Origin of the sequence: Luteibacter sp. NPDC031894 (assembly GCF_050273135.1) — a bacterium.
Taxonomy (GTDB): Bacteria; Pseudomonadota; Gammaproteobacteria; order Xanthomonadales; family Rhodanobacteraceae; genus Luteibacter.
The window spans coordinates 1-26,189 of record NZ_JBNNMV010000005.1 but is presented as its reverse complement, the minus strand read 5'-3'; the positions used below and the strand labels follow the sequence as shown (position 1 = coordinate 26,189).

The window sequence follows — 26,189 nt, the reverse complement described above, 5'->3', positions numbered from 1 at the left end:
GTTGCACGCCATGATGGTCAACTTTCGCTGTGCGCCGCGAGGGCTTGCCGTCGACGACGTCCTCGCGCGCTGGCGTTCGCTCGTGGATATCGCCGAGATCGTCGCTCGCGGTGGCACGCGCGTGACCGTCGTGCAGATGGCGTCTTTCGATGCGCAGGTGGCTCGCGACGGCGTCGACTACCGTTTCGTCGACGCGGACGATGCGCGCCACGCCAGGAGACTCGGTCGTCATGCCGCGCGGGTCGCCGCCACGCTCGGCCCGGACGTCGTGCACGTGCACAGCCTGGCCTATGCGCGTTGCGCATCGGCCCAGTCGCGCGCCCAACCGGCAACGCCCGTCCTGCTCCAGGACCATGCGGACGGCGTGCCCGCGGGCTTGCGCCGCTTCGCGTGGCGCCGCTGGTACGGATCGGCATCGGGCATCGCGTTCACGTCGCCGGGCCAGGCGGACCCTTTCCTGCGACAGCGCCTCTTTTCCAGCACGACGCAGCTCTTCGCGATTCCGGAAAGCAGTAACCGGTTCACGCCTGGCGATCGCATGGAAGCCCGCGCGGCGACGGGATTGCGTGGCGACCCTTGCGTCCTCTCCGTGGGCCACCTCGCTCCCGGCAAGGACCCCATGACGATGCTCGACGGCGTCGCCCGCGCCGTCGAGCGCCTGCCCGATCTCCAGCTGTATTGCGCGTACGGCACCGCGCCCCTGCTCGACGACGTGCGGCGGCGGATCGAGGCCGATCCTCGCCTGGCGGGGCGCGTCCATCTCCTCGGCGACGTGCCACATGCGCGCATCGAAGCGCTCATGCGCGCGACCGATCTTTTTGTTTCGGCCAGCCTCTCCGAGAGCGCCGGTTACGCCTTGCTGGAAGCGATCGCCTGCGGCGCTGTCCCGGTCGTGACGGATATCCCGTCGTTCAGGGCCATGACGGCGGATGGACGTATCGGGAAGCTCTGGCCATGCGGTGACGGGGCGGCACTGGCGAAGGCACTGGTTGCCGCCGTGGAAGCGCCGGTCGATCGACGCGCCGTGCGCGGGCACTTCGACCGCGCCCTTTCGTTCGACGCGCTGGGCGCGCGCTGGGCCTCGGCCTATGCGGCGCTGATCGCGGCCAAGGAGGCGCGATGAAGATCGCGATCGTCCTTCCCGGCGGGGTGGATCGAAGCGGCGAAGAGCGGATCATCCCCGCGTTCGTCGCGCTGATCGCGCGACTGGCGCGTCGGCACTCGGTGCATGTCTTCGCCCTGCACCAGGAGCCGTTGCCGGCGTCGTGGTCGCTGGTCGGGGCGACGATCCATAACATCGGCGCGGGACGCACCGTCTGGCGCGCCATCCAGGCCATCCGGGCGGAGCACCACCTCGGGCCGTTCGACGTGGTGCAGGCGATCTTCTCCGGTCATTGCGGTCTCATCGCGGTCGCCGCGGCTAAGCTGCTAGGCCGTCCCAGCCTGGTGCACATCGCAGGAGGCGAGCTCGTAGCCCTCGCGTCCATCGACTACGGCGGGCGCCGAAAGTGGCGCGGCCGTTTACGGGAAGCCCTGGTGTTGCGCGCGGCGGATGTCGTCACGGCCGCCAGCGCACCGATCCTCGCCGCCTTGTCGGGACTGGGAATCCGGGCACAACGCGTACCGCTGGGCGTCGACACGGCGGACTGGGAGACGCTTGCGCCGAGAGCTCGCGGGTCGGGCCCCATCCGGTTCGTCCACGTCGCCAGCCTCAATCGCGTGAAGGACCAGCCGACCTTGCTGCGGGCGCTGGCGAAACTGGCGAAGGCCGGCGTGGACTTCGAACTCCGCATCGTCGGCGTCGACACGCTGGACGGCGACATCCACCATCTGGCGCGCGACCTCGGTCTCGAGCAGCGCATCCATTTCCTCGGCTTTCGAACCCAGCGCGAATTGCGTCCGCTGATGGCATCGGCCGACCTCCTCGTCATGTCGTCACTGCACGAAGCGGGGCCGCTGGCGCTCCTCGAGGCGGCGGTGGCCGGCGTGCCCTCGGTGGGAACCGCGGTCGGCCATTTCGTCGAGTGGGCACCGGACGCGGCGCTCGCCGTCCCGGTGGGCGATGCCGACGCCCTCGCGAACGCCATTTCCCAGCTCACCGACGATGACGGCCTGCGCATGCGCATCGCGGCGGAAGCACAGCGCCGGGCGTTGGCGGAAGACGCCGATCACACGGCGGCATCCTTCCAGGCGCTCTACGCGAACCTGGTGTAGGAGCCGCCATGGCGGCGAGGGAAGCGTACCTCGCGTCAGGTCGACGATCAGGTTCCGTATTCCAGCGCCTTGCCCACGACGTACAAGGTGTCCATGCGCGGCACCGGCCGCGTGAGCCAGGTCAGGAGGCGCCGGCGATGGCCGAGCGTGACCCAGTCCTGGCCCTGCAACCACGCCTGTGTGCGGACCATGTCCGCACGCTCCTCGATGCTTTCCTGCGTGGGGCGAAGGCGATTCTTCAGGTAACGCGCGGCGTCGGCGGGCGAGCGCGACCACTCCAGGCCGGGCAGGGCGTTCAACCAAAGGTTCGAGCAGGAAAGACGGGTCAGCGTCTGTCGCCTCGCGAAGAGCCGGAGCAGCGGTGGGCAAGCGCGTTCGAGTCGGGACAACACGGCCTTGGGCACCGCGTCCCGGTAATAACGCGCGACCAGTCGCAGCGGAGGTAACGCCCACCACGGTGCGCTGTCGGCCCAAAGCGGTGCCCAGTCACCAGGGGCCATGCGCGTGGCCAGCAGCGCGATGTCGTTGAGGTGGATGAGGCGCAGGCTGCGTCCGCAGATATTTCCCGCGGCATGCAGGAGGAGATGGTTCATCAGCGCTCCCGCGGAGGGATAGGCGTTGAGACCCGGCTGCGCGGCGTGCGGACGAACCTGCGCGGTGATGTCGACCGTTGCGACCGGCAGGCGTTCGTGGATGCGCGTGTGCAGCTCGATGTTGATCGGCGTGTCACGGTGTTCGCCCAGGCCAGTTACCGGCGGCAGGCCGGCCGGCTTGAACACGCGGTGCTTCCACTGTACGAAGGACGCTTCGTAACCCAGGGCGGTGAGCAGTGCGGTAGCCGCGTCGACGTTGGCATCGTCGACGAGAAGGTCGATGTCCGCCATCGGCCGGTCGCCCGGTGCATACAGGCCGAGCGCATGCAGCGCGGCGCCCTTCAATGCCATGAGAGGCACTCCGGCGACGCGGGCATCGTCGTCGATGCGGCGAAGCAACGCGGCGATCCGTTCGTGCCGCTGCGCGACGTGTCCGCGCTGCTCGACGAGGAAACGCCGCCAGGCCGGCCGCTGCCATGTGGAGAAGCGGCACAGCAGCGGCGAGATGCCATGGGCTACCGCCGCCGCGGTCGCGAGCCGCCACTCGAGTTCGTTCCAGCGCGGCATCTCGGTGCCGGGCAGCGCCAGCGCCAGTTCCATGGCGAGCACCTCGGTGGTGTCCTGGAGGCCGCGACGTACGAGCTTGAGCGGAGGTGACATGGTGTGGCCTCAGACGATAGGCAGGGCGACGCTCTGCCATGCCGTGGACGACGGCAACGTGGGCTCGTCGCTGCGGTGCGATCGTTCGCTCGCGATCAACGCGTTCCAGCGCTGGCGTAGCGACGCCTCGGCGATCTGGTCGGGGCCGTTCTGTCGCAGCGTGACCTGGTCGTGCAGGAGGTCGCGGAAGGCGCGATAGAAGTCGGAGTCGTACGCGCCGCGGAACATCATGGCCAGGTCGGCGCTGTCTTCCCAGTGCGTCTTGCGGCCGAGCTGGGCCTTCACTTCCTCGAAGAACTTCGTGCCGGGCAAGGGATAGGACACGCTGACGCCGATGTCGTCCGGCGCGGCCTCCGCCACGAGTTCGCGTGTGGCGAGCAGGTCGTCGAGCTGCTCGCCGATGTAGCCGAGCTGGATGAAGAAGCCCACGCGGATGCCGTGGTCGCCGAGGCGATGCCGGGCCCCGATGAGCTCAGGCACGCGGGTGCCTTTCGTCATGCGGTCGAGCACGCGCTGGCTTCCGCTCTCCGCGCCGATCCAGGCTTCGGAGCAACCGGCCTTCGCGAGGGCGGCGCACATGCGCTCGCTGGCGAGGTCGGCGCGCGTCTGGATGGTGAACGGGATCGATCCGTCCTCCTGCTGCAGGTGTTCGGCGAACTCGCTTACCCAGTCGGCGCGAAAGCCGAAGATATCGTCGGCCATCCAGATATGGTCCGGAGCGTACGTTTGCTTCAGCCAGGTCATTTCCGCCGCCACTTCCTGCGCGGGTCGCTGGTTGTAGTGATTGCCCCAGATGGGTTTCGCACACCAGTTGCAACGGAAGGGGCACCCTCGCGAGGCGGCCATGTTGAGGCTGAAGTAGCCGTGCCGGTCACGCCAGAAATCGCGGTATTGCTCGATGTCGAGCAAATCCCAGGCCGGCTGGCCCACCACGCGCGGGTCCGGTGGTTGTGGTCCGATACGACCAGTCCGCACGGCGCCGTCGACGAGGGTGGCGACGCCGGACAGGCCGGCGGTCCATGCCTCGTCGTCGATATCCGGATGTCGTTCCAGCCGCTCGACGAGCGCGGATAATGCCCCGATGCCTTCGCCGACGAGGACCGCGTCCGCTCCCGCGGCAAGGAATGGTTCGGGCTGGTCGGAGGCATCGGAGCCCGCGACGATGACGCGGGCGCCGGCGGCGCGGGCCTCCGCGATCATGCGGCACGCCGCTTCGCGCATCCGTCCCAGGCACATCTTGGTGAGGAAGTTGAAATTGTCCTCGTAGAAGACGACGAGGTCGGGGCCCGCCGCGCGGAATGCCGGCATGTACGCCTCGACACCGTCGGAAAGCATGGCGTCGAACAACGACAGCGAATGGCCCATGCGCCGCAGCAGCGCGGCCACCTGGATCGTCGCCAGGGGCGGATAGGGCTTGCCGCGCTCCCACTGTTTCCTGTCGTAGCGGAGGAAATAGGAGTGGCCTACCTGGATCTTCAGCATCGGTTGGAAGCCTTGGACGAAACCATCGGGACGCCGCGTGGGCGACGCTGCCATGGTCGTAAGTGCCGGGCCCCCGGCGGGAGGTTGCGTTGTCGGGAGGGACAACCATTCCAGGGACGCGTGGCACCCACGGTCCAGTGTTGCGACCAGAAGATGATCGACCGGCAATGATGTTCCCCAGCCCTGTCTCCCTGCGCGACGATCCCTTGTCCGATCCTTTCGGCGAGAGGGTGCGTCCGGCGATCTGCATGAGCCGGCACGTCCTCGGCGGCCGCTTTCGCTTCGAGAGCGACAGCATCGCCTTGCTCGAGATGGTCGAAGCGGCGTACGGCGGTCTCCCCGCGCATCGCTTGCCCGGAGTCTCGCCCGAATTCCACATCGAGTTACGCGTGGTGGCACGCGCGCCGGGCGATGTTCCGGAGGAGCCGGCGCCGGTCCGCATGCAAGGAGGCAAGGGTTTGCTTTGTGGCGTCGTCGACGCGGCGAACTACCTCGTGCTGTCGCCTGCGCAGCGGCGTGCGCTCATCGTCGTCTCGGAGGACATGCTCGCCTTCCCGTACCACGTGCGTTACGAGTTGATCGAATTCGCCGTGTTCCTCCTGGCATCGCGCGTGCTGGACCTCGTGCCCTTGCACGGTGCGTGCATCGGCAGGGACGGCGTGGGCGTGTTGCTCCTCGGCGCCAGCGGCGCGGGCAAGTCGACCCTGGCGCTGCAAGGCGTGCTCGACGGCATGGAGCTGCTGGCGGAAGACAGCGTTTTCGTGCACGCCGAAACCCTCCTTGCGACAGGCGTGGCGAATTTCCTGCACGTCAAGGACGACACGTTGCGTTTCGTCGACGACACCACGGCGCGAGGATGGATCGGCGGTTCGACCGTCATCCGCAGGCGCAGCGGCGTCGCCAAGTACGAAGCCGACCTGCGTGCGCGGCCCGCGTCGGCCGCGTCCGCCCCGCTGCGGCTCGCGGGCGCGGTGTTCGTCTCGAACAAGCCCGCGGGCGATCGGGCAGAGCTGCTCCAGCCCGTGCCATGGGAACTTGCCGCGCCGATGCTTGCCGCCGACCAGCGCTACGCGGCGGGACACGCGGGATGGGATCGCTTCGTGTCGCGGATCACGCGTGCAGGTATCCACGAACTGCGCCGCGGCGAGCACCCTCGCGATGGGATACGTGCACTCGACCGGCTCCTCGACCGCTGCGACAAGCCCGGCTGACATGGCCGACACGCTGCCCACGCGACATCGTTCTCCACTGCGCGCCTTGCTGGAAACCTTGCCGCGCGGCGATGGCGGAAAGGTCGCCATCTACGTCGCGCTCTCGCTCGGCTCGGCGCTCGCGGGAAGCGTCGCCGCGTTGCTGCTGGTGCCGCTGGTGCAACCCGCGCACGACCTTTCTTTGCCGCGTTTCCTGCTTCCGGCGCGCGACGGCGACGCGCCGGCGGTCCTCTTCGCCGTGGCGATCGCTTGCTTCGCGCTCCTGCGCTGGCAAGCCTCGCGCCGGGGCGCGCGACTCACGGCGCGTTATGGCATGGTGCTGCGGCGCCGCGTGCAGGCACGCCTCGTCGATGCCCCTCTGCCAGCGCTCGCGGATGCCACCTCGGCCGAGATCGCAAACGTGCTCACGCACAACACCGAGGTCGCCGTGCAGGGCTTCAGTGCGTTGCAACAGCTGCTCGTGGCGGGCACGACCGCGGCCGTCAACCTCGCTTTCGCCTTCTGGGTGTCGCCCCCGCTGATGCTCGCGGTGCCGCTGTTCGCCGCGGCGGGGCTGCTGGCGGCGCGTGCGTTCGGTCACGAACAGACCGAGGTGGCGAGGGCGTATGTCGCCGGCATGACCCGTCTGTTCTGGCATAGCGAAGACCTCCCTCGCCGACTGCGCCACGTCCGTTCCTTCGGGCGCGAAGGGGCGGAGAAGGCGAGCTACGGAGACGTGGCCGCGGGACTTGCGCACGGCTATGCGCGGCAATTCGAACTGATCGCCTCCGGCAGGCTGGTACTCGAACTGGTGTCCGCCGCCGGCATCGCCGGCCTGTTCTTGCTGGCGCGGCGCTGGCACGGCATCGACGGCGCCTCGCTGGTTGCCGTATGCCTCCTGCTCGGACGCCTGCTGCCCTATGTCGCGACCACGCGGCAGAGCTTTCAACAACTGCGCGCGGCGGTGCCTGCCCTCGATCTATGGCAGCGGTACATGGCACTCCCCGCCGCGTCGGTGCTTGCGGCCGCGGAAACGCCCTCCCTTGCCGTCACCATCATCATCGACCGCGTGCTCGTGCGACCGCCCATGCGAGGGATCGAAGTCGCGGGCCTGACGCTGGTGCCCGGAGAGCTGACCCTCGTCTGCGGCGACTCCGGCATCGGAAAGACAAGCGTCGTGGACGTCCTCGCCGGCATGGCGCCGCCGGAAACGTTCTCGGCGCATACCGTCGACGGGCCGCTCGATGTCGCGGCGTACCGCCTCCTGGTCCGCAAGGGTGCCTACGTCAGCCAGGGGGTTCGCTTGTGGCAGCATTCGGTGCGCGAATGCCTGGCGTGGGCAGCCCCGGAGGCCGACGACGCGACGTTGCGTCGGGCGCTCGCCGATGTCGGGCTGGACCGCCGCCTGGACGACACTGCGACGGGTCTCGACACCGCGCTGGCGGACGCGTCGAGCCGCCTTTCCGGCGGTGAACTGCAGCGCCTCCTGTTGGCCCAGGTCATCCTTCGCCAGCCGCGCCTGGCCGTGTTGGACGAGGCGACCAGCGCCCTGGACGCGGCCTCCGAACTGAACGTGCTGGCGGCCCTGAAGCGTCGCTTGCCGGACACCATCCTCCTCGTGGTGTCGCATCGACCCGGCGTCGCGGCGCTGGCGGAGCAGTCCGTCGCCATCGATGCCGAGCAGGCCGTCGTCCGGCGGCACGTCACCCCAGTGACGGCCTGAGCCGGCCGGGTGGCACCGGACGTTCGGTCTATTGTCTGCCGCGGCCGCGGGCCCTAACGTCGGCATGGCAACCAGGGGAGAAGGCCATGCGCATCGGGATCCGGACCGTCGCACTCGTCATGGGCATCATGCTGTCGCTTGCCTGCGGCGCGGCGGGAGGCGCCGCTCGTCCGTCCTTCGACGCGTTGGCCGGGCACCGGACGAGCGATCCCTGGCGGATGGACCCGTGCGGACCGCACCGACCGATCACCGGCATCTGCCGGATGCTCCGCCCGGTGAACGGCTGAGGCCTGCTTCGTCGTACGATGCCGCCAGGGCCACGGGATCGGGGAATTGCTTGGAACGCGATGTCTGGGAGCGCAAATACCATCTTGCGCTGGAACGGATGGAAAGCGACGAGCGCGCGTTTCGCGCCGTCGAAGAGATGTTGCGCCGCCTTGCGCTGCGTCTCGTCGCCCTGGCGAGGCCGTCCGGCGGCCCGGTGGAAAGCCTGCTCGAACGCCTGACCGCGGAACTGCGGGGCACGCCGTCGCCGGCGGTGATCGAACCGCTGCTCGACGCACTGGCCGAAGCCGTCACCCGCATCGACGATGCGCCCGCCCCGGATCCCGTGGCGGACGCGGCCACCGTCGATGCCCTGCGCGCGGATATCGCGCGCCTCCAGGAACTGCTGTCCGTGGTGGGCGCGCGCCTTGGCGACATGACGCGTTACCTGGCGGGCGAGTTGGAACAGGCCGGAACGGAAGCGGCGGGGAGTCGCGAACTCGATGCCCGGGTCCGCGAGGCGATGCGCGAGCTCGGCGAGAAGACGCTGGCGGCGGTCGATCTCGCCAGCCTCCAGACCGAAGTGAATGCGAGGCTGTCCCTCATCGACCGGCACTTCAGCGACTATCGCGAACGCGAGGATGCCAGGCTCGCCGCCTATCGCGACCGCGCGGAACGCATGCGCGATCGCGTCGAGGAACTGGAAAGCCAGGCCAGCACCCTGCAGGATTCGTTGCGCCGTGAACATGAACTCGCCTTGACGGACGGCCTCACCGGCCTGCCGAACCGGCTGGCGTACGAACGGCACATGGCCGAGGTGGCGCCCGAGGTACGCAACGGTGGCATGACCTGTGTCGGCGCCTTCGATATCGATCACTTCAAGTCGATCAACGACACCTATGGCCACGCGGCCGGCGACGCCGTGCTGCGCATTGTCGGCCAGACACTGGCGCGCGAACTCGAAGGCCGTGCCTTCGTCGCCCGCTATGGCGGCGAAGAGTTCGTCGTGGTGTTTCGCCACCTGTCGCCTGCCGAGGCGGAGTCGCTGGCACAGCGCCTCTGTGACACCGTGGAGAAGCTGGCCTTCCACGCCAGTTCCCGGCCGGTCACCGTCACGATGTCCGGCGGCGTCACGCGCTTCGCGGCGCACGAAGAAGCGGCGGATGCGTTCGACCGCGCGGATCGCGCGCTCTACGCGGCGAAAAGGGCGGGCCGGAATCGCTGCGTGCTCCTCTGAGTCATAATGGCCCACCTCCGTTTCGCAAAGAGGTGACGCCAGCCCATGAAAGCCACGAAAGAAAGTCGCACCGGTGCCGGCGCGGCAGCCCGGCCCGAGGCGACCGTCGAGCGCGGCCCGGTCCGCTTCACCGTGCTCACGCCACGCCTCGTCCGCCTGGAATGGAGCGCCAACGCCGAATTTCGCGATGGCCGCACCCAGATCGTCGTGCAGCGGTCATTGGACGTGCCGCCGTTCACTTTCGTGGAGGACGAGCGCTTCATCGAGATCGACACGGGCCCGCTGCGCGTTCGTTATGAAAAGGACACCGGCCGGTTCGGCGCCGCCAACCTCGCGATCCTCGTGCGCCGCGACGGCGACCCGGTGACGTGGAATCCCGGCGACGCGCAGAAGGCGAACCTCGGCGGCACGTATCGCACGCTCGACCGCTACGACGGCGACACCTGGCAGGACGGCAGCAAGCTTCCGCTGGAAGACGGCCTCATCGCTCGCGACGGCTGGCATGTGATCGACGACACCGACGGTTTCGGCATCGACGACGAGGGCTGGGTCGTCGAGAGGCCGCAGGGCGAGCGCCAGGACCTTTATTTCTTTGGCTATGGACGCGACTACCGGGCGGCGCTCGCCGACTTCGCGGCCATTGCCGGACCGCAGCCGATCCCGCCGCGCTTCGTGTTCGGGTACTGGTGGTCGCGTTACTGGAACTATTCCGACGACGAACTGCGCACGCTCGGCGCGCGCTTCGTGAAGGAGCGCATTCCGCTCGACGTCCTGGTGCTGGACATGGACTGGCACACGACGCCGGGCTTGTCGCTGCGCCCCGGACACGAGCAAAAGGATGTCTTCGGCGAAGCCTCGGGCTGGACCGGTTACACCTTCAACCGCAGTCTCTTTCCCGACCCGAAGGCCTTCATGCGCTGGGCGCACGGACAGAACCTGCGCATCACTCTCAATCTCCATCCCGCCTCCGGCATGATGCCGCACGAGGAACGGTACGAAGCCATGGCCGCCGCACTGTCATGGGATACGTCCACGCAGGCGCCGATACCGTTTGAAGGCGCCTCGCAGCCGTACATGCGCGCCTTGTTCGACAGCGTGCTCCGCCCGTTGGAAGCGCAGGGCGTCGATTTCTGGTGGCTGGACTGGCAGCAATGGCCGGAGTCGAAAGCGCACCCCGGCCTTTCCAACACCTGGTGGCTCAACCATGTGTTCTTCACCGAGATGGAGCGCGACCGCGATCGCCGCGGACTCATCTACCACCGCTGGGGCGGCCTGGGTAACCACCGTTACCCCATCGGCTTCTCCGGCGACAGCGTCATATCCTGGACGTCGCTGGCTTACCAGCCGCACTTCACGTCGATGGCCTCCAACGTGCTCTACGGGTATTGGAGCCACGACATCGGTGGGCACACCTTCGACAAGCGCATCCCGCGCCCCGAGCGCCACCTCGACCCGGAGCTCTACGCCCGATGGATGCAGCTCGGCGTGTTCAGCCCGGTGCTGCGAACGCATTCGGCGAAGGAGGCGAGCCTGCACAAGGAGCCGTGGCATTTCGCCCCGCCGTATGGCGACGCGATCTTCGCGGCGATCCGCCTGCGCTACCAGCTGGCGCCGTACATCTATGCCGCGGCACGCCACGCCTACGACACGGGCATCTCGATCGTGCGGCCCATGTACTACGACTGGCCGGAACACGAGGAAGCGTATGCGTATCCGGGCCAGTACATGTTCGGCAACGACGTCCTCGTCGCGCCGGTGACGGTGCCGGTGGGTGCGGACGGTAGCGCGCTGTTTCCCGTCTGGCTTCCGCCGGGGCTCTGGTACAGCCGCGACGGCGCGGAGTCATTCAAGGGCGGCGCCGTCCTCGAACGCTCGTATACGCTGGGCGAAATACCGATCTTCGTCCGCCCGGGCAGTGTCGTGCCGTTGTACCCGGAGGGGTTGCGCGACCTCGCCGGCGTGCCGGATGCGCTGATCCTGCAGGTGTTCCCCGGTGCCGAAGGCGCAACGGCGCTCTACGACGACGACGGTACGAGCCAGGGCTACCAGCGCGGTGACTTCGCGCGTACCCAGGTCCTCAGCCGCCGCGACGAGCGCATGCACTGCGTCCGCATCGGCGGCATGGACGGTCGCTACGAGGGCCGTCCCGATCGACGCGCCTACGTCGTGGAGTTCCTCGATGCAGGCATTCCCGAGAGCGTGGAGGTCAATGGCGAGGCGCTGCCATACAGCGCGGAACCGCAGCCGCGCACCTGGTTGTTCGACCCGGCGTGGCTTTGCATCCGCGTCGACCTGGGCCCGGTGCCGGTGGAGGAGGCGCAGGACGTCGTTGCGCGCTTCGCGCCCGAGCATGCGCCCCGTGACGGCCTGCTGCACCGCATGCGCCGCGCCGCCGACGCCGTGACCTACCTGAAGCAGGTATGGGGCGACATCTCGGCCTTGCCCGACGATATCGACCTGGCCGGCCAGGCCGCGCGCGTGCTTGCCTATGCCGTGGACGAAGGCGACGACGAGGGCAGGGCGGAACGCTTCACGGCGGCGGTAAAGACGTTCGAGGCGCGCTTCGCCGCGCTCCCCGCGAGCGTCGGCGCGACGCCCATCGACGAGTCGTTCAAGCGCGGCTTCATCGACCGGCTGGGACGATGAGGCGTCGTCTCGCCGCGGTCCTGCTCGCTCTCATCGTTTGCACGGTGCACGCGCAGGAGCCCCTGCGGGTAGGTTCGAAGGCGGATAACGAAGGCGCACTCCTCGGGCAGGTGGTCTTGCAGGTGCTCCGCCATCACGGTGTGCCGGTGGTCGACCGCACCCAGCTGGGCCCGACCTCGATCGTCCGTCGTGCCCTTCTCAACGGCGACCTCGACGTCTACCCGGAGTACACGGGGAATGCCGCGTTCTTCTTCCACCGCGAGAGCGATCCGGCATTCCGTGACGCTGCCAAGGCGTATGCGCTGGCCGCCTCGCTGGACCACTCGGCGAACCACCTCGTGTGGCTCGCACCGGCGCCCGCGGACAACCATTGGGCGATCGGCGTGCGCGGCGACGTGGCCACGCGCGAAAGCTTGCGTACCTTGCGCGACTTCGCGCGCTGGGTGAATCGCGGCGGAAACGTGCTGCTCGCCGGTTCGGCGGAATTCGTGGAGAGCGACGCGGCGCTACCGGCCTTCCAGTCGGCGTATGGCTTCAACCTGCGCGGCGACCAGTTGCTGGTGCTGGCGGGTGGCGACACGTCGGCGACGATCAAGGCGGCGGCGGAGGGCATTTCCGGCGTGAACGCGAGCATGGTCTATTCCACCGACGGCGCGATCGCGATTACCGGTCTGGTGGTGCTCGACGACCCGGCGCATGTCGAGCTGGCTTACCAGCCGGCGGCGGTGTTCCGCGAAGAGGCGTTGCAGCGCTATCCGGCCGTGCGCGCGCCGCTCGAGGCGGCGTTCCGGCCGTTGACCGTGGACATGTTGCGCCGGCTCAACGCGCGGACGCAGATCGACGGGGAGGATGCGGCGAAAGTGGCCGCGGATTACCTGCGGGCCGAAGGGCTCGTTCGATGATGCCGGGATACCGTTCGCGATCCGGCGCGTCCTACCGCGGGGTAGCAGCGGCCCTGGCCGCGAACGGCACGGCCTTGCCCGTCATCGTGCTGTCCCTCATTGGCTTGGTCGCCGCCGTCCTGCCGACGTTCCTGCGCATCGCGCCGAACCGCCTGCTGACGGGCGAGGCATTCAACCCTCACATGTGGCCGCTCGCGGGCGGATGGCTGCTGGTCATGGCCACAGCGATCCTTCCGCTACCCGGTCGTCGATGGTTCCTCGTCGCGCTCGCATGTCTCGCCGTGATCGGCTTGCCACTGCTTGCGGGTGCCGAGGCGCGCCAGATCCTCGCGCGGGCCAGCCCGTATACGCGCGTGCAGCTCGGCGCCGGCTTCTGGCTCGCGTGGCTCGCGGGCGCGCTGCTCCTCCTCGATCGCTTGCGCGCCATGTCCAAGGCCGTGCAGGCCGGCGTGTGGCTCGCGATCGCGTCACTCCTTGTCGCCGCCGCAATGGCAGGCCAATTCGACGGTCTTGCGCTGGTACGCGAGTGGCAGGCGCAGCGGGCACCGTTCGCCACGGCGACCGTGGAACACCTGCGACTGGCGGCCGTGACGCTCCTGCTGGCCCTGCTCGTCGGAGCACCCTTGGGCTGGTGGGTCTGGCGCACCCGTCGCGGCGACGGTGTGCTCGTCGGCGTCCTTGCCTTCCTGCAGACGGTTCCGTCGCTGGCCCTGTTCGCTTTGCTGATCGCCCCCTTCGCCTGGCTCGCGCACGCGTGGCCGGCACTGGGTGGCCTGGGCTTCGGCGGTACCGGGGCGGCGCCTGCCGTGTTCGCATTGCTCTTGTACGCCTTGCTTCCCGTCGTGCGTTACACGATCGCCGGACTCGACGCCGTGCCCGCGGATGCGCGCGAAGCGGCACGCGGCCTCGGCATGAGCCGTGGGCAACTCCTGTGGCGTGTGCAGCTGCCGCTGGGATGGCCGGTCTTGCTCGCCGGCTTGCGCATCGTCGCCGTGCAGACCATCGGTCTCGCGGCCGTCGCGGCGCTTATCGGCGCAGGCGGACTGGGGCGCTTCGTCTTCCTCGGAATCGGGCAGGGCGCCATGGACATGGTGCTGCTGGGTACGCTCGCCATCATCGTCCTCGCCCTGGCGAGCGATCTTCTTTTCCAGGGGCTGCTGGCCCTCACGGAGCGCCGCGCATGATCGAGTTCGACCACGTCCACAAGCGCTTCGGCGACCGTGTGGTGATCGACGACTTGTCCCTGCGCATCGAGGACGGCGAGTTCTTCGTTCTGGTCGGCCCCTCGGGATCGGGCAAGTCGACGCTGCTGCGCACGGTGAACCGACTGGTCCCCGTCGACGCAGGCGCCGTTCGCGTGGACGGCGAGGACATCGCGACGCTCGATGTCGAGACCCTGCGTCGCGGCATCGGCTATGCCATCCAGTCGGTCGGCCTGTTCCCGCATCGCACCGTGGCGGAGAACATCGCCACGGTGCCGCGCTTGCTGCACTGGCCCGAGGCCGACATCCGCGCGCGCGTCGACGAACTCCTCGCGTTGCTTCGCCTTGACGAACCCGGCATCGCCGCACGCTACCCGGAGACGCTTTCGGGTGGCCAGCAGCAGCGTGTCGGTGTTGCACGCGCCCTTGCGGCCCGCCCCCGCATCGTCCTGATGGACGAACCGTTCGGCGCGCTCGATCCCCTCACCCGCGAATCGCTGCAGGTGAGCCTGAAGACGATCCAGCGCGACATGGGTACGACAATCCTCTTCGTCACGCACGACATGGACGAAGCGTTCGGCCTGGGCGATCGCGTCGGACTGATGCTGGATGGCGGCCTCGCGCAGGTGGGCACGCCGCTGCAACTGCTGCATGATCCTGTCGACGAACGGGTGCGCGACTTCGTCGGCGGTGCGCGTGCGCGCCTGCGTGAACTCGCGGTGCGGACGGTCGGGCAGTCCATGCGTCGCGGCGAGCGGGCGGAAGGCGAACCGGTCGATGCCGACGCCTCGTTGCAGGATGCGCTGGGGGCGATGCTGACGCAGCGGCGCGATCGCTTGCCGGTGTTCCAGGACGGGCAGCCGGTGGGGGCGATCGCCCTCGTCGACCTCGTGGCTCGCGACGCATGAGGATCCTCGTTCCCGTTGCGATCTTGGTCCTGCTGCTGCTCGGACTGCCGCACGCGGGTGCGTGGTTCCATGCCTGGCAACCCGACCTGTCGCATCCGCTGTACACGCGGACGTCGTTCCCGATATTGACCCTGGCCCACCTCGGCCTCGTCGTGGTGGCCACGCTCATTGCCGTCGTGATCGGCCTCGGGCTGGGCATACTCGCCACGCGTCCCGCGGGACGTTCACTGTTGCCCACGGTCCGCGCGGTGGCGGTGATCGGCCAGACGATTCCGCCCGTGGCGGTACTCGCCATCGCGGTCCCGCTGTTGGGATTCGGTGCCGCGCCTACCTTGCTGGCGCTGGTGCTCTATGGCGTGCTGCCGGTGCTGGGCCAGACCGTGGCAGGTCTCGACCAGGTGCCGCCTGCCGCGCTCCATGCCGCGGACGGCATGGGCTACGGTCGTTGGCGCCGCCTGCTCGACGTGGAACTACCCCTGGCCGCCGGGCCCATCATGGCCGGCGTGCGCCTGTCGGCCATCGTCGGCGTCGGCACGGCGACTATCGGCTCGGCGGTTGGCGCGACGACGCTCGGCTCACCGATCGTGGAAGGGCTGGTGGGAAATAACCCCGCGTATGTGGTGCAGGGCGCGCTGCTGGTCGGCGCGTTGGCGCTGAGCGTGGACGCCATGCTTGGGACCGTCGAACGACGGGTGCGCCGCCAGCGGTGATGCTTGCCCGGTGGGAGCCGACCCTGTCGGCTCCCACCGAGCCAATCCTGCCGAGTCTCGGTTATTTACCAGATCCGCACGCGCTGCTTCGGATCGAGGTACAGCTTCTGCCCCGGCTTTGGCTGGAACGCGTCGTACCACGGGTCGAGGTTGCGCACGGTCTGCGCGCGGAACTGGCCGGGCGCGTGGCCGTCGCCGATCACCTGCTGGCGCAGCGCGGCATCGCGGGTCTTCGTGCGCCACGACTGAGCGAAGGCCAGGAAGAAGCGCTGGTCGCCGGTCAGGCCGTCGATCACCGGGGCCGGCTTGCCGCCCAGGCTCTCCTTATAAGCCGCGTGGGCGATGGCGAGGCCCGATACGTCGGCGATGTTTTCGCCCAGTGTCTGCTGACCATTGATGTGTAGGCCGGGCAGTGCTTCGTACTGGTTGAACTGCTCGACCAGCCGCTGGCCGGCTTCCTTGAAATGCTTCTCGTCGGCCGGCGTCCACCAGTTCGCCAGGCGACCCTGGGCATCGAATTCCGCGCCGGTGTTGTCGAAGCTGTGACTGATTTCGTGGCCGATCACGGCGCCGATGGAACCGTAGTTCGAGGCGGGGTCGGCCTTCGGATCGAAGAACGGCGCCTCGAGGATCGCGGCCGGGAAGTTCAGCGCGTTCTGCAGGGGCAGGTTCACCGCGTTCACCGTCTGTGGGGTCATCCACCACTCGTTGCGGTCCACCGGCTTGCCGAGCTTGGCGACCTGGTGCCGGTACTCCGCCAGTTCTGCGCGCTGGTGGTTGCCGAGCGGATCGTCCGGGCGGACCTCGAGCTTCGAATAGTCGCGCCAGGTATCGGGATACCCGACGCCCACCTTGATCGTGGCGATCTTCGCCTTCGCCTTCTGCTTCGTGGCGGCTGACATCCAGTCCAGCGTGTCCACTCGCTCGTCGAACGCCTTCAGGATGTTCTTCACCATGTCCTGCACTTCCGCGCGCGATGAGGCCGGGAAGTACTTCTTCACGTAGATCTGGCCCACGGCGTCGCCGAGGTCGACGTTGACCCGGCCCAAACCGCGCTTCCATCGATCACGCTGCTTCGGCGTGCCGGTGAGGGTCTTGCCGTAGAAGCCGAAGGCGAGGTCGTCGTAGGCCTTGGGCAGCAGGCCCGCTGCGTTTTCGTTGATGGTGTGGAAGCGTAGCCACGCCTTCCAGGTATTCAGCGGTTCGCTGGCGACGAGCGCGGCGAACTTCGTGACCGTCGCGGGCTGCCAGACGATGAAGGTCGGCTGGTCGTCCAGGCCGGCCGCCTTGAAATAGGCATCCCAGTCGATGCCCGGCGCCTTCGTGGCGAAGCTGGTCCGCGGCCACGGGTTGTTCGCCTTGTGGATGTCTTCGCTCTCCACGATCGACTGCTGCGCCTGGGCCAGCTTCGTTTCCAGCGCCACGACGGCCTTGGCCTTCGCCGCCGCATCGGGCGTGCCGGCCTGGGCAAGGATGGCCTGTACATAGGCCTCGTACTTGGTACGCGCCTCCACCATGTCCTTGTCGTTCTTCAGGTAGTAATCGCGGTTGGGCATGCCCAGGCCGCCTTGCAGCAGGTAAGGCACGTTCTTCGACGGATCCTCCAGGCCCTGTGCCACGAACAGGCCGAGCAGGTGCTCGGTGTCGAGGTTGGTCGCGTTGATCGGATCCACGTCGGCGCGCAACTGGGCGCCCAGGGCGGTGGAGAGTTGCCGCTTGTCCTTGATGGCATCGACCGTCGACAGCGCCGGCTCCAGCGGTTTGAGGCCGGCCTTCTCGATGGCGGCCTCGTCCATGTACGCCTTGTAATAGTCGGCGATCAGGCGCTCGTTGCTGCCCGCGGCCGGTTGGCCCTCCGCCGCTGCCTTGATCAGCGCCGCATTGCGCTTCTCGGCCTTCTGGAACACCTCGAGGAATACGCCGGTGCTTGCCCGGTCGGCGGGAATCTCGGCCGTCTTCTCCCAGGCGCCGTTGGCGTAGCCGTTGAAATCGTCGCCCGGCTGGACGCCGTGGTCGATGCCCTTGAGATCGATGCCCGACGGCTGGGCGGCGTGCGCGGCGGTGGACGCGAGGCCGCAGGCGATCGAGACGGCGAGGAGCCGGTGGATGGTGGCCATGGAGGGAGCCCTGTCTGGTTGGTTCGCCCACGATAGTCGTCGCCGTTGGACTTGTGTCCATGACCGATGGACTAGGCGCAAGGCCACCCGAGATCACAACAAAGCCGCACGGTCGATGTGCCCTAATGGCCGCCGGTCCCGCAATGGGGCCGATTTGGGCGGGCCGCGGGTCGCCCGGGCTCGCCCGACCATCCTTGGCAGATCTTTAGGGAGATCTATATGAACGCACGTTTCGAACTGACCGGTCCGCAGACCGATATCGCCAGCTATCCCGCCTGGGCACAGGACATGGTCGCGTCCTGTGAGGATGCACGCCGCGGTATCGTGAGCCATGAGATGTGGGCCGCCATGTGCGCCGCCACACTCGACCGTCAGACAACCCGCAACTTCATGGTGGGGGTGTGGCCCGTCATCGAACGGTTCCCGGGCTACATGTCGCACAGCCTGTTGAAGACCCGGTTTGGCCGCAGCCCGGGCGACGACCTCGCCCGGCGCTGGCTGGTCCGCAACATCCGGGTGGAGCAGAACCATGCCGAGTACTGGCTCAATTGGGCCGAAAGCGCGGGTGTATCGCGGGCGGAGGTGCTGGCCGCCGAGCCGCCGAAGGGTAGCCAGGCCCTGGCCGACTGGTGCGAGGAGGTGAGCCGCAACGACTCGCTGGCCGCCGGCATCGCCGCGACCAACTACGCGGTGGAGGGCGCGACCGGGGACTGGTCGCAAATCGTCTATGAAAGCACGACCTATGCGGAAAGCCTGCCGATTTCCGGCAGAAAAGCCGGCCTTCGCTGGCTCCAGCTGCATGCCGCCTATGACGATACCCATCCATGGGAAGCACTGGAAATCGTGTGCACCTTGCTCGGAAGCAACCCGCCGGCGGACCAGGTGGAGCACGTCAGGGAGTGTGTACGCCGGAGCTACGTGAGCATGAGCATCACCCTCGACCGCTGCATGGACGCGGTGGGCCAGGTCCACAAGTGGAACGAGGCGGCCGCGTAACTCGCAAGTTGGGCGCCAAGTAGCGCACTATCCGTCAGGTTCTGGAACAAGAGGATCCGATGCGCGCCGAGGCCAGCCACCAACAACTCCTGTCGCGGCGCCTCAGGCCCTTGGCCTATGCGCTCGTCGCAGTCGTGGGACTGGTCCTTGCCCTGACGTGGGTCGCGTTGCAGACCCAGGTGACCCTCGCCGGTTTCCTCAACGGCGAGAGTCTCTGGTCCAAGGCGCAGAAGCAGGCGGTCATCGACCTGGACATGTACGCCGCCCACGGTCGGCCCGGGGACCTCGACAGCTTCCGCCGGAACTACGCGGTACTGATGGCCGACCGCCAGGCCCGTGACGCCATCGCCAGCGGCAAGTTTTCCCATACCGAGGTCGAGGACGCCTTCGCCCGGGGTGGAGTGATCCGGGAGGCCATCCCAGGCATGGTCTTCATCTTCCAGTATTTTTCCGGCATGCCCTACGTGCGCGAAGCCGTGGCCGAGTGGCGTTCCGTCGACACCAGCATCGCGGAACTGGCGGGCATAGCCGACCGCCTCGAACAGGGCTATCGCTCCGGGACACTGGACGACGCTGCCTCGGCGGCCGAGCGGAATCGCATCGCGACGCTGAACGACTATATCGAGCCGCGCGCCAAGGCCTTCTCGCTCAACATCGCCAATGGGGCTTCCTGGCTGGGGCGCGTGCTCTTCTTCACCGTGCTGGGCGTCGCCGCGCTGGCCTCGATGCTCTGGATGCGCATGGCCCAGCGCATCCTCGCCGGAATACGCGGCACCGAGGAGCGCTACAGCCTCCTCTTCGACAGTGCGGCGGACGCGATCTTCATGGTGGATCGCGAGAGCGGCCGCATCCTCGACGCCAACGACCGCGCGGCCACCTGGCTAGGCTGTTCGCGCGCCGAGCTGACCGGCGTGGAATTGGCCAGCCTGTTCGCCGAGGGATCGCCGGATTCGGGCGAGGGCCTGCTCCGCGACGCGGACGGGGGGACCCGTCCGGTGGAAACGCAGAGCAGCCTCGTCGCATGGGGGGCGCGCCAGGTTTCGCAGGCCATCGTCCGCGACGTCTCCGACCGCGTGGCCATGGAGCAGGAACGCAAGATCGCCGCCGAGGCGCTCGCGAGCATCGCCGAGGGCGTGATCATCGCCGATGCGGATCGGCGCGTGACGACGGCCAACGCCGCGCACGCCAAGCTCACCGGGTTCCCCGCGCAGGCACTGCGACGCAGCCGCTTCGACGCCACTCGGACGTTACCCGACGGCCGCCCGCTGCCGCAAAGCCTCTGGGACGATATCGCGGCGGGCGACAACTGGTTGGGCGAAGTGGAAAGCCGCCGCGCCGATGGCACGACCTATCCCGAACTGATGAGCATCAGCACGATCCGCGACCGCGACGGTCGCCCGCAGCATTACGTGGCCGTGGTGTCGGACATCACCGCGCGCAAGGCGGACCGCCAGCGCCTGCAGCACCTCGCCACGCACGATCCGCTGACGGGCCTGGTGACACGCTCCGAGTTCGAACGCCGCTGCGCCGAGGCGATCACCCGCGCGGCGCACGAGCGCGGCGCCGTGGCGGTGCTGTTCGTGGACCTCGACGCGTTCAAGGTCGTCAACGACAGCTACAGCCACGCGATCGGCGACGCGCTTCTCATGCGCGTGGCCGAGCGCATCCGTGGCCAGCTCGCCCCGCACGACGTGGCCGGGCGCATCGGCGGGGACGAGTTCACCGTGCTGCTCGCGGACCTGCGCTCGCGCGAAGAGGCGTTACTGGTGGCGGAGGCGATGCTCGCCGCGCTGGCACGCCCGTTCGACCTCGGCGATTACGAGCTCTTCGTCAGCGCCAGCATCGGCATCGCCGGTTATCCGTTGGACGGCAACGACGCGGTGACCCTGATTGCCAATGCCGATGCCGCGATGTACGTGGCAAAAACCGAGGAACGCAACGCGCTTCGCTTCTACACGCCGAAGATGCACGCGGACGCGCGGCGGCGCCTGAAGCTTGCGTCGGAACTGCGCCAGGCGCTCGTGCGGAGCGAATTCGAGCTCGTCTACCAGCCCAGCGTGGAAATGAAGAGCGGGCGCATCGTCGCCGTCGAGGCGCTGATCCGCTGGCGCCACCCGGAGCGCGGGCAGATCGCGCCGGACGAATTCATCCCCATCGCCGAAAGCCTCGGCCTCATCCGCCAGATCGACCAGTGGGTGCTCGAGACCGCATCCCGACAGCTCGTGGCGTGGGATGAGGCGCGCCTGCCGGCGCTGCGCATGGCGGTGAACGTGTCCGCGGGCTCGTTCGGGCATCCGGATTTCCTGCACGGGGTCAGCCAGGCGCTGCGCGACAGTGGGGTGTCTCCGAATCGCCTGCTCGTCGAACTGACCGAGAGCGCCATCCTGCGCCTGGGCGAGGACACGCATCGCGCCATGCAGTCCCTGCACAACCTCGGCATCGCCGTGGCCATCGACGACTTCGGCACGGGGTACTCGTCGCTCGCCTACCTGAAGCTGCCCGCGGTGGCCTACCTGAAGATCGATCGTTCCTTCGTGACCGGGCTGCCGGCAAACGCGAACGATGTGGCGATCACCGAAGCGATGGTCGCGATCGCCCGCAGCCTGGACCTGCACACGATCGCCGAAGGCATCGAGACCGAGGCGCAGCACGAGTTCCTGCTCCGCGCGGGTTGCCAGGAAGGCCAGGGTTTCCTGTATTCCCGCCCCATGCCGCCCGACGAGATCGCCCGCCTGCTGGCGCCCAAGACGACCGGCGGCAAGCGCCTGTCGCTGGTGCCGCCGAAACGAGCCTGACGACGTCGCCCGGAAGGTAGGTTGGACCAAGAGACTGCGTCCCCTACACATCAGACTGACCGCCCCCATGTGACGCTCATCGTCTACCGTGCAAGGACTCCCCGTGCCAACCCGCGACCCCATCGTTTTCCTTTTCGACGTCGACAACACGCTCATCGACAACGACCGCTTCGGCGCGGATCTCGCCGCGCGACTCGAGCGCGAGCTGGGTCCGGACGGGCCGGCGCGCTATGCCGCCATCGACAAGGACCTCCGTGCGGAAGTGGGTTACGCCGATTACCTCGGCGTGCTGCAGCGGTTGCGCGGCAAGGGCGGCGACCCGGCGTATATGCACCTGTCGTTCTTCCTGCTCGACTACCCCTTCGACGAGCGCCGCTTCCCCGGCGTGCCGGAAACGGTGGCGCACCTGCGCACGATGGGCCGCCCGGTCATCCTGTCCGACGGCGACACCGTCTTCCAGCCGCGCAAGGTCCGCCGCGCTGGCCTCTGGGACATCTTCCAGGAAGACGTGCTGATCTACATCCACAAGGAAGAGATGCTCGACGATGTACGTGCGCGCTACCCCGCGGACCACTACGTGATGGTCGACGACAAGCCGCGCATCCTGGTCGCGATGAAGAAACTGCTCGGCGACAAGGTCACCACGGTCTTCGTGAAGCAGGGTCACTACGCCGCCGCGGCGGGCAAGGAGCTGGAGGAGACGCCGCCCGATATCACGGTCGATACGGTGGCCGAGCTGGCGCGGATGCGCCGCGAGGACTTCCTCGTTACGGCCTGACCCTCGATATCGGCGCTCAGGCGTCGAAGGCGCTACGTACCCATTCCACGTCGTCGCCTTCGAAAGCGATCACGTCGAAGCGGCTGGGCCGGCGGGCGTCGTTGGGGTGCCATGCCATCCAGAGGTGCGCGGCGCTCACCAGCTTGCGCCGCTTCGCCATCGTGACCGAGCCGAGCGCGCCACCGAAGGCGCCGTTGCGACGATAGCGGACCTCGACGAAGACGAGGACGTCGCCATCACGCATGACGAGGTCGATCTCGCCGTGCCGGCACAGGAAGTTGGCGCGGACGAGGCGCAGGCCGCGCGCTTCGAGGAAGTCGCGCGCCGCTTCCTCGAAGCGATTGCCGGTGGCGCGGAGCGGGGTGGTCTTGGTCGTGGTGCGGGTCACGCGAACTCTCCGTTCGCGCTCGCGGGATCAGCCGCCGCCGCTTTCCACGTTCGGGGCCGTCGCGGGCGCTTCGAGTTCCAGGCTACCCGCCACCGGGCGAGCCACGCCGTCGGCGAAGCGCGCCCAGATGAGTACGCGGCGCACGCGGCCGAATTCGTCCGCCACGAGCTGGCCGGTGGCGCCGGGAAGGTAGCTGCCCGGATGGCCGCGCATCCAGTCGATGTAGGGCACGAGGCCCCACGCATCCATGCCGAAGGCGAACAGCCGCGCCGCCACGCCCTTGGTCGCCGGCAACGCGTCGGCGAGCGCGGCGCGGCGAGGCAGCCCCGACTGCGCATCGAACAACCAGGGGGCATCGCAGAATTCCACGCCTTCGAGGTCGCGATCGGCCGTCGGATCGTCGCCGCCCGCATAGACATGCGAGGTGGCGAACACGGGCAAGGTGTTCTTCGCCAGGCGCAACTGCGGAAGGAGCAGGCGGGCCTGTTGTGGCTTCATGCTGATGAAGACGCCGCTCGTCGCCGGATCCTGGCCGACGGGCTCGGAAAGCTGCGACGCGAAGTCGATGCTGCCGGAATCGAGCGTGATCTGGCCCGCGAGCGTGCCGCCGCGTGCCTGCCACTCGGCCTTGAACGCGTTGCCGGCGCGGCGGGCGAAATCGTCGGTGGAGACGATCACCGTGGCTTGCCGCATGCCGCGATCGGCCATGTGGTCGGCCACCTGCGCGCCCTCGGTCTCCGGGAGGAGGCCGAACTCGTTGGCGCCCGCCGGCGGCAGGTTCTTGTTGTCGTTGGGATAGTTCAGCGTGAGCATCGGCGCCGGAAGGGCGCCCTTGGCGAAGATGGCGGAGACGCCGTCGCGGTTCAGCGGGCCGACGACGAATCGCGCGCCTTCGGCCACGGCCTTGTCGTAAGCGGCGACCACGTGCTGTGCGTCATTGCCGGAGTCGTACACCGCGACCTCGGGGCGGGGCGCGCCGTTGTGCGCGGCCTCGAGGTAATTGGCGAAGAAACCGTCGCGGATGGCGGCGCCGGCACCGGCGAGCGGGCCGGAGAGCGGAAGCAGCAGGGCGACCTTCGTCGGTACCTTGTAGCCCTCGCGTACGCCCTTGTCGCCCGTCACCGTGCCGACAGCCTGGTCGAGCACGGCCGGCGAGCGAGTGATGCTGCCGAGCTGGGCCTGCGCCTCGACCACCCAGGGCTTCATCGGATCATTGGCGGGCAAGGCAGCGCCGCGTTCGGCAAGCGGCTGCGCGCCGAGACCGGTCAGCAGGGCGAGGATTTCCCGCCGGTTCTGTTCGCGATCGATGCCCCGCAACTGGCCGTCGAGTTCGATGCGCGTCTGTGCCGCGCTCCACGGGTCGCCCGCGGCGGCCTGGGCCCGCGCCCTGAGCTCGGCGAGGCGCTGGTCGATCTGCGGCGAAACGCGAGCCGACGGCTTGCCGGTCAGCGACAGTGCCGTTTGTGCATCGTTGTTCTTCAGGGCGATCTCGGCGCGGAGCGCATCGAAACGCAGTGCGTCCTCGCCTTCCAGTCGGGAGCGGCGGATGTCGGCGACCACCGGGGCCGCGCGATCGAGGGCGCCCTCCTGGCGATACGCCTCCGCCGCCAGCAGCCGGTAGTAGTCGCGGTGGCTGCTGTCCTGGTCCGCCAGGGCGAGATAGGCCTGTGCGGCCTGGTCGAACTGACCCTTGGTGTACAGCGCCTGCGCCGCCTGCGTCGCCGCGCCCGAAGGAGCGGGGGCATGCTGCACGCCGCCCTGGGTCACGCAGCCGGCAAGGCCGGCGGACAGCAGGAGGCCGAGGGTAGTCGCACGAATCGATCGCATCGGAAGGTGGTCCTTGGCTGCACAGGCGCCCTCGGGCGCCGAAACGTCCGGATCATAGCCCATCGTTTCGCGAGGCCGGCGTGAGGTGGGTCGCTCGCGGAGCCGGATGTGCCTGCGATGGGTGCTCGCGAACGATCCGCACACTCACGCGCCGTAAAGCGCCTTGCGCGGCGCGCCCGTGATCGCGGCGGCGAGCTTCGCCGCCTTCGCGGGCGGTAGTTCGTCCTTGAGGATCGCGAACACGCGCAGGCCTTCCGCGAGCCGCTCGTCCTCCCCCGCCTCGCGACCGGCGACCATGACGACGAACTCGCCTTTCTGCTGGTTCGGATCGCTCGCCACCTGGGTGACGAGGGCCGTGAGCGTGCCGTCCAGCACGGTCTCGAACATCTTGGTCAGCTCGCGGGCCACCACGGCTTCGCGGTCGGCACCGAAGGCGTCGCGCATGTCTTCCAGCGATTCCAGGATGCGATGCGAGGACTCGTAGAAGATCAGCGTCCGAGTCTCCCCGGCGAGTTCAGCTAGGCGCGAGCGGCGAGCCCCCGCCTTCGCGGGGAGGAAACCTTCGAACACGAAGCGGTCGCTCGGCAGCCCGGCGACGGACAGCGCCGCGACCACCGCGCTGGGGCCGGGCACGGGACTCACCCTGAGCCCGGCGGCGCGCGCCGCGCGGACGAGGCGGAAGCCGGGATCGCTGATCAGCGGGGTGCCGGCGTCGGAGACCAGCGCGATGTCCTCGCCGCCGCGCAGCCGCTCGACGAGACCGTCGACGGCATGGCGCTCGTTATGGTCGTGCAGTGCCACCAGCGGGGTATCGATCCCCAGGTGTTGCAGGAGCGGGCGCGTGTGTCGGGTGTCTTCGGCAGCGATCACCTTCACCCGCCGCAGCGTCTCGACGGCGCGCGCGCCGATGTCGTCGCGGTGGCCGATCGGCGTGGCGACGACATGGAGGATGCCGGGGCGTGATGACGACATGGGAGAGGCCGAGGCGAGGAAACAGGTGATTCTAACTACGTAGGAGCCGCTATAGCGGCTCCTACAGGGGCTCGGTGAGCGCTTGCGCTATACTCCGCGATGGAGTCGGCCAGACAGTCGCGTTGCGCCTCGTGCGCATCGAGGAAAGTCCGGGCTCCACAGGGCAGGGTGCCAGGTAACGCCTGGGCAGCGTGAGCTGACGGCCAGTGCAACAGAGAGCAGACCGCCGATGGCCCCGCAAGGGGATCAGGTAAGGGTGAAAGGGTGCGGTAAGAGCGCACCGCGTGCGGGGCTAACGTCGCACGGCACGGTAAACCCCACCCGGAGCAAGACCAAATAAGGGAACCATGACGCGGCCCGCGTCGTTCCCGGGTAGGTTGCTAGAGCCTGGCGGCGACGCCAGGCCGAGAAGAATGACTGTCACGTCGCAAGACGCACAGAACCCGGCTTACAGGCCGACTCCTTTTCTTCTTTCGTGTGCTTTTGTGGGACAACGATATCGGCGAGATCCTCATCGATGAGGAATCGCTGTTCAACGACGCCCGCGACTTCGTCCAGCAGGTGATGCCCAACAACCTGCGCAAG

Annotated in this window: 20 protein-coding genes and 1 other RNA gene; 15 read left to right on the top strand and 6 right to left on the bottom strand. The window is 68.3% G+C overall.

The window, feature by feature from the left end; translation table 11 throughout:
* The first annotated feature begins 10 nt into the window (after positions 1-10).
* Together ACQKIE_RS13775 and ACQKIE_RS13770 are read left to right on the top strand one after the other, a co-directional pair.
* The gene (locus tag ACQKIE_RS13775; RefSeq protein ID WP_427460012.1) at positions 11-1,123 is read left to right on the top strand and encodes a glycosyltransferase family 4 protein; all 1,113 of its coding nucleotides are present in this window, start codon (positions 11-13) and stop codon (positions 1,121-1,123) included.
* Complete coding sequence (locus ACQKIE_RS13770; protein ID WP_427460010.1) at positions 1,120-2,214, top strand: glycosyltransferase family 4 protein; 1,095 nt, start codon at positions 1,120-1,122, stop codon at positions 2,212-2,214. Before ACQKIE_RS13775 ends, ACQKIE_RS13770 begins: the two co-directional genes overlap by 4 nt.
* 47 nt (positions 2,215-2,261) lie before the next feature.
* Here ACQKIE_RS13770 and ACQKIE_RS13765 read toward each other — a convergent pair whose 3' ends face one another.
* Together ACQKIE_RS13765 and ACQKIE_RS13760 are read right to left on the bottom strand one after the other, a co-directional pair.
* Entirely contained in the window at positions 2,262-3,467 is a 1,206-nt protein-coding gene (locus tag ACQKIE_RS13765; protein ID WP_427460008.1) for a nucleotidyltransferase family protein, read from the bottom strand.
* 9 nt (positions 3,468-3,476) lie between these two features.
* The gene (locus ACQKIE_RS13760) at positions 3,477-5,003 is read right to left on the bottom strand and encodes a B12-binding domain-containing radical SAM protein (RefSeq protein WP_427460006.1); all 1,527 of its coding nucleotides are present in this window, start codon (positions 5,001-5,003) and stop codon (positions 3,477-3,479) included.
* Between the two features lie 113 nt (positions 5,004-5,116).
* Here ACQKIE_RS13760 and ACQKIE_RS13755 point away from each other — a divergent pair, with 113 nt between their 5' ends.
* The 9 genes from ACQKIE_RS13755 to ACQKIE_RS13715 all read left to right on the top strand — a co-directional run bounded on the left by ACQKIE_RS13755 (position 5,117) and on the right by ACQKIE_RS13715 (position 15,731).
* Positions 5,117-6,160, top strand: a complete 1,044-nt coding sequence (locus tag ACQKIE_RS13755; protein ID WP_427460004.1) for a serine kinase — start codon at positions 5,117-5,119, stop codon at positions 6,158-6,160.
* A gap of 1 nt (position 6,161) precedes the next feature.
* Positions 6,162-7,862: an ATP-binding cassette domain-containing protein gene (locus ACQKIE_RS13750; RefSeq protein WP_427460002.1), complete on the top strand. Its 1,701-nt coding sequence runs from the start codon at positions 6,162-6,164 to the stop codon at positions 7,860-7,862.
* Positions 7,863-7,948: 86 nt separating this feature from the next.
* A complete protein-coding gene (locus ACQKIE_RS13745; protein ID WP_427460000.1) occupies positions 7,949-8,149 on the top strand; it encodes a hypothetical protein in 201 nt (66 codons plus the stop codon).
* A gap of 50 nt (positions 8,150-8,199) precedes the next feature.
* Positions 8,200-9,363, top strand: a complete 1,164-nt coding sequence (locus ACQKIE_RS13740) for a diguanylate cyclase domain-containing protein (protein ID WP_427459998.1) — start codon at positions 8,200-8,202, stop codon at positions 9,361-9,363.
* Positions 9,364-9,408: 45 nt separating this feature from the next.
* Complete coding sequence (locus ACQKIE_RS13735) at positions 9,409-12,009, top strand: TIM-barrel domain-containing protein (RefSeq protein WP_427459996.1); 2,601 nt, start codon at positions 9,409-9,411, stop codon at positions 12,007-12,009.
* Positions 12,006-12,911, top strand: a complete 906-nt coding sequence (locus ACQKIE_RS13730) for a glycine betaine ABC transporter substrate-binding protein (RefSeq protein WP_427459994.1) — start codon at positions 12,006-12,008, stop codon at positions 12,909-12,911. The genes ACQKIE_RS13735 and ACQKIE_RS13730 overlap by 4 nt, the downstream gene beginning before the upstream one ends.
* Entirely contained in the window at positions 12,908-14,095 is a 1,188-nt protein-coding gene (locus ACQKIE_RS13725) for an ABC transporter permease (protein WP_427459992.1), read from the top strand. Before ACQKIE_RS13730 ends, ACQKIE_RS13725 begins: the two co-directional genes overlap by 4 nt.
* Positions 14,092-15,021 (top strand): ABC transporter ATP-binding protein, encoded by a 930-nt coding sequence (locus tag ACQKIE_RS13720; protein ID WP_427459990.1) that lies wholly within the window; start codon positions 14,092-14,094, stop codon positions 15,019-15,021. Before ACQKIE_RS13725 ends, ACQKIE_RS13720 begins: the two co-directional genes overlap by 4 nt.
* Positions 15,018-15,731, top strand: a complete 714-nt coding sequence (locus ACQKIE_RS13715; protein ID WP_427459988.1) for an ABC transporter permease — start codon at positions 15,018-15,020, stop codon at positions 15,729-15,731. Before ACQKIE_RS13720 ends, ACQKIE_RS13715 begins: the two co-directional genes overlap by 4 nt.
* A gap of 65 nt (positions 15,732-15,796) precedes the next feature.
* Here ACQKIE_RS13715 and ACQKIE_RS13710 read toward each other — a convergent pair whose 3' ends face one another.
* Positions 15,797-17,848, bottom strand: a complete 2,052-nt coding sequence (locus ACQKIE_RS13710; RefSeq protein WP_427459986.1) for a M13 family metallopeptidase — start codon at positions 17,846-17,848, stop codon at positions 15,797-15,799.
* Between the two features lie 219 nt (positions 17,849-18,067).
* Between ACQKIE_RS13710 and ACQKIE_RS13705 the strand changes: the two genes are divergently transcribed.
* From ACQKIE_RS13705 to ACQKIE_RS13695, 3 genes are all read left to right on the top strand, one after another.
* Positions 18,068-18,844 (top strand): TenA family transcriptional regulator, encoded by a 777-nt coding sequence (locus ACQKIE_RS13705; RefSeq protein WP_427459984.1) that lies wholly within the window; start codon positions 18,068-18,070, stop codon positions 18,842-18,844.
* Between the two features lie 59 nt (positions 18,845-18,903).
* Positions 18,904-21,639: a putative bifunctional diguanylate cyclase/phosphodiesterase gene (locus ACQKIE_RS13700; RefSeq protein WP_427459982.1), complete on the top strand. Its 2,736-nt coding sequence runs from the start codon at positions 18,904-18,906 to the stop codon at positions 21,637-21,639.
* A 103-nt stretch (positions 21,640-21,742) separates the two neighbouring features.
* The gene (locus tag ACQKIE_RS13695) at positions 21,743-22,417 is read left to right on the top strand and encodes an HAD family hydrolase (protein WP_427459980.1); all 675 of its coding nucleotides are present in this window, start codon (positions 21,743-21,745) and stop codon (positions 22,415-22,417) included.
* Positions 22,418-22,433: 16 nt separating this feature from the next.
* Here the strand turns inward: ACQKIE_RS13695 and ACQKIE_RS13690 are convergent, their stop codons facing one another.
* The 3 genes from ACQKIE_RS13690 to rsmI all read right to left on the bottom strand — a co-directional run bounded on the left by ACQKIE_RS13690 (position 22,434) and on the right by rsmI (position 25,604).
* Positions 22,434-22,805, bottom strand: coding sequence for a YraN family protein (locus ACQKIE_RS13690; protein ID WP_427459978.1), 372 nt, complete (start codon positions 22,803-22,805; stop codon positions 22,434-22,436).
* 27 nt (positions 22,806-22,832) lie between these two features.
* Positions 22,833-24,632: a penicillin-binding protein activator gene (locus ACQKIE_RS13685; protein WP_427459976.1), complete on the bottom strand. Its 1,800-nt coding sequence runs from the start codon at positions 24,630-24,632 to the stop codon at positions 22,833-22,835.
* A gap of 144 nt (positions 24,633-24,776) precedes the next feature.
* Entirely contained in the window at positions 24,777-25,604 is an 828-nt protein-coding gene (gene rsmI / locus ACQKIE_RS13680; RefSeq protein ID WP_427459974.1) for a 16S rRNA (cytidine(1402)-2'-O)-methyltransferase, read from the bottom strand.
* A 101-nt stretch (positions 25,605-25,705) separates the two neighbouring features.
* Here rsmI and rnpB point away from each other — a divergent pair.
* Positions 25,706-26,071: RNase P RNA component class A (gene rnpB / locus ACQKIE_RS13675), an RNA gene on the top strand.
* The last annotated feature ends 118 nt before the right edge of the window (positions 26,072-26,189 follow it).

What these genes read in the sequence shown, in the direction of transcription:
- ACQKIE_RS13715 (WP_427459988.1), top strand. Translation starts at nt 15,018, where the DNA reads ATGAGGATCCTCGTTCCCGTTGCGATCTTGGTCCTGCTGCTGCTCGGA.
- ACQKIE_RS13685 (WP_427459976.1), bottom strand. Translation starts at nt 24,632, where the DNA reads ATGCGATCGATTCGTGCGACTACCCTCGGCCTCCTGCTGTCCGCCGGC.
- ACQKIE_RS13775 (WP_427460012.1), top strand. Translation starts at nt 11, where the DNA reads ATGATGGTCAACTTTCGCTGTGCGCCGCGAGGGCTTGCCGTCGACGAC.
- ACQKIE_RS13720 (WP_427459990.1), top strand. Translation starts at nt 14,092, where the DNA reads ATGATCGAGTTCGACCACGTCCACAAGCGCTTCGGCGACCGTGTGGTG.
- ACQKIE_RS13760 (WP_427460006.1), bottom strand. Translation starts at nt 5,003, where the DNA reads ATGGCAGCGTCGCCCACGCGGCGTCCCGATGGTTTCGTCCAAGGCTTC.
- ACQKIE_RS13730 (WP_427459994.1), top strand. Translation starts at nt 12,006, where the DNA reads ATGAGGCGTCGTCTCGCCGCGGTCCTGCTCGCTCTCATCGTTTGCACG.
- ACQKIE_RS13710 (WP_427459986.1), bottom strand. Translation starts at nt 17,848, where the DNA reads ATGGCCACCATCCACCGGCTCCTCGCCGTCTCGATCGCCTGCGGCCTC.
- ACQKIE_RS13765 (WP_427460008.1), bottom strand. Translation starts at nt 3,467, where the DNA reads ATGTCACCTCCGCTCAAGCTCGTACGTCGCGGCCTCCAGGACACCACC.
- ACQKIE_RS13735 (WP_427459996.1), top strand. Translation starts at nt 9,409, where the DNA reads ATGAAAGCCACGAAAGAAAGTCGCACCGGTGCCGGCGCGGCAGCCCGG.
- ACQKIE_RS13755 (WP_427460004.1), top strand. Translation starts at nt 5,117, where the DNA reads ATGATGTTCCCCAGCCCTGTCTCCCTGCGCGACGATCCCTTGTCCGAT.
- ACQKIE_RS13705 (WP_427459984.1), top strand. Translation starts at nt 18,068, where the DNA reads ATGAACGCACGTTTCGAACTGACCGGTCCGCAGACCGATATCGCCAGC.
- ACQKIE_RS13750 (WP_427460002.1), top strand. Translation starts at nt 6,162, where the DNA reads ATGGCCGACACGCTGCCCACGCGACATCGTTCTCCACTGCGCGCCTTG.
- rsmI (WP_427459974.1), bottom strand. Translation starts at nt 25,604, where the DNA reads ATGTCGTCATCACGCCCCGGCATCCTCCATGTCGTCGCCACGCCGATC.
- ACQKIE_RS13745 (WP_427460000.1), top strand. Translation starts at nt 7,949, where the DNA reads ATGCGCATCGGGATCCGGACCGTCGCACTCGTCATGGGCATCATGCTG.
- ACQKIE_RS13700 (WP_427459982.1), top strand. Translation starts at nt 18,904, where the DNA reads ATGCGCGCCGAGGCCAGCCACCAACAACTCCTGTCGCGGCGCCTCAGG.
- ACQKIE_RS13770 (WP_427460010.1), top strand. Translation starts at nt 1,120, where the DNA reads ATGAAGATCGCGATCGTCCTTCCCGGCGGGGTGGATCGAAGCGGCGAA.
- ACQKIE_RS13725 (WP_427459992.1), top strand. Translation starts at nt 12,908, where the DNA reads ATGATGCCGGGATACCGTTCGCGATCCGGCGCGTCCTACCGCGGGGTA.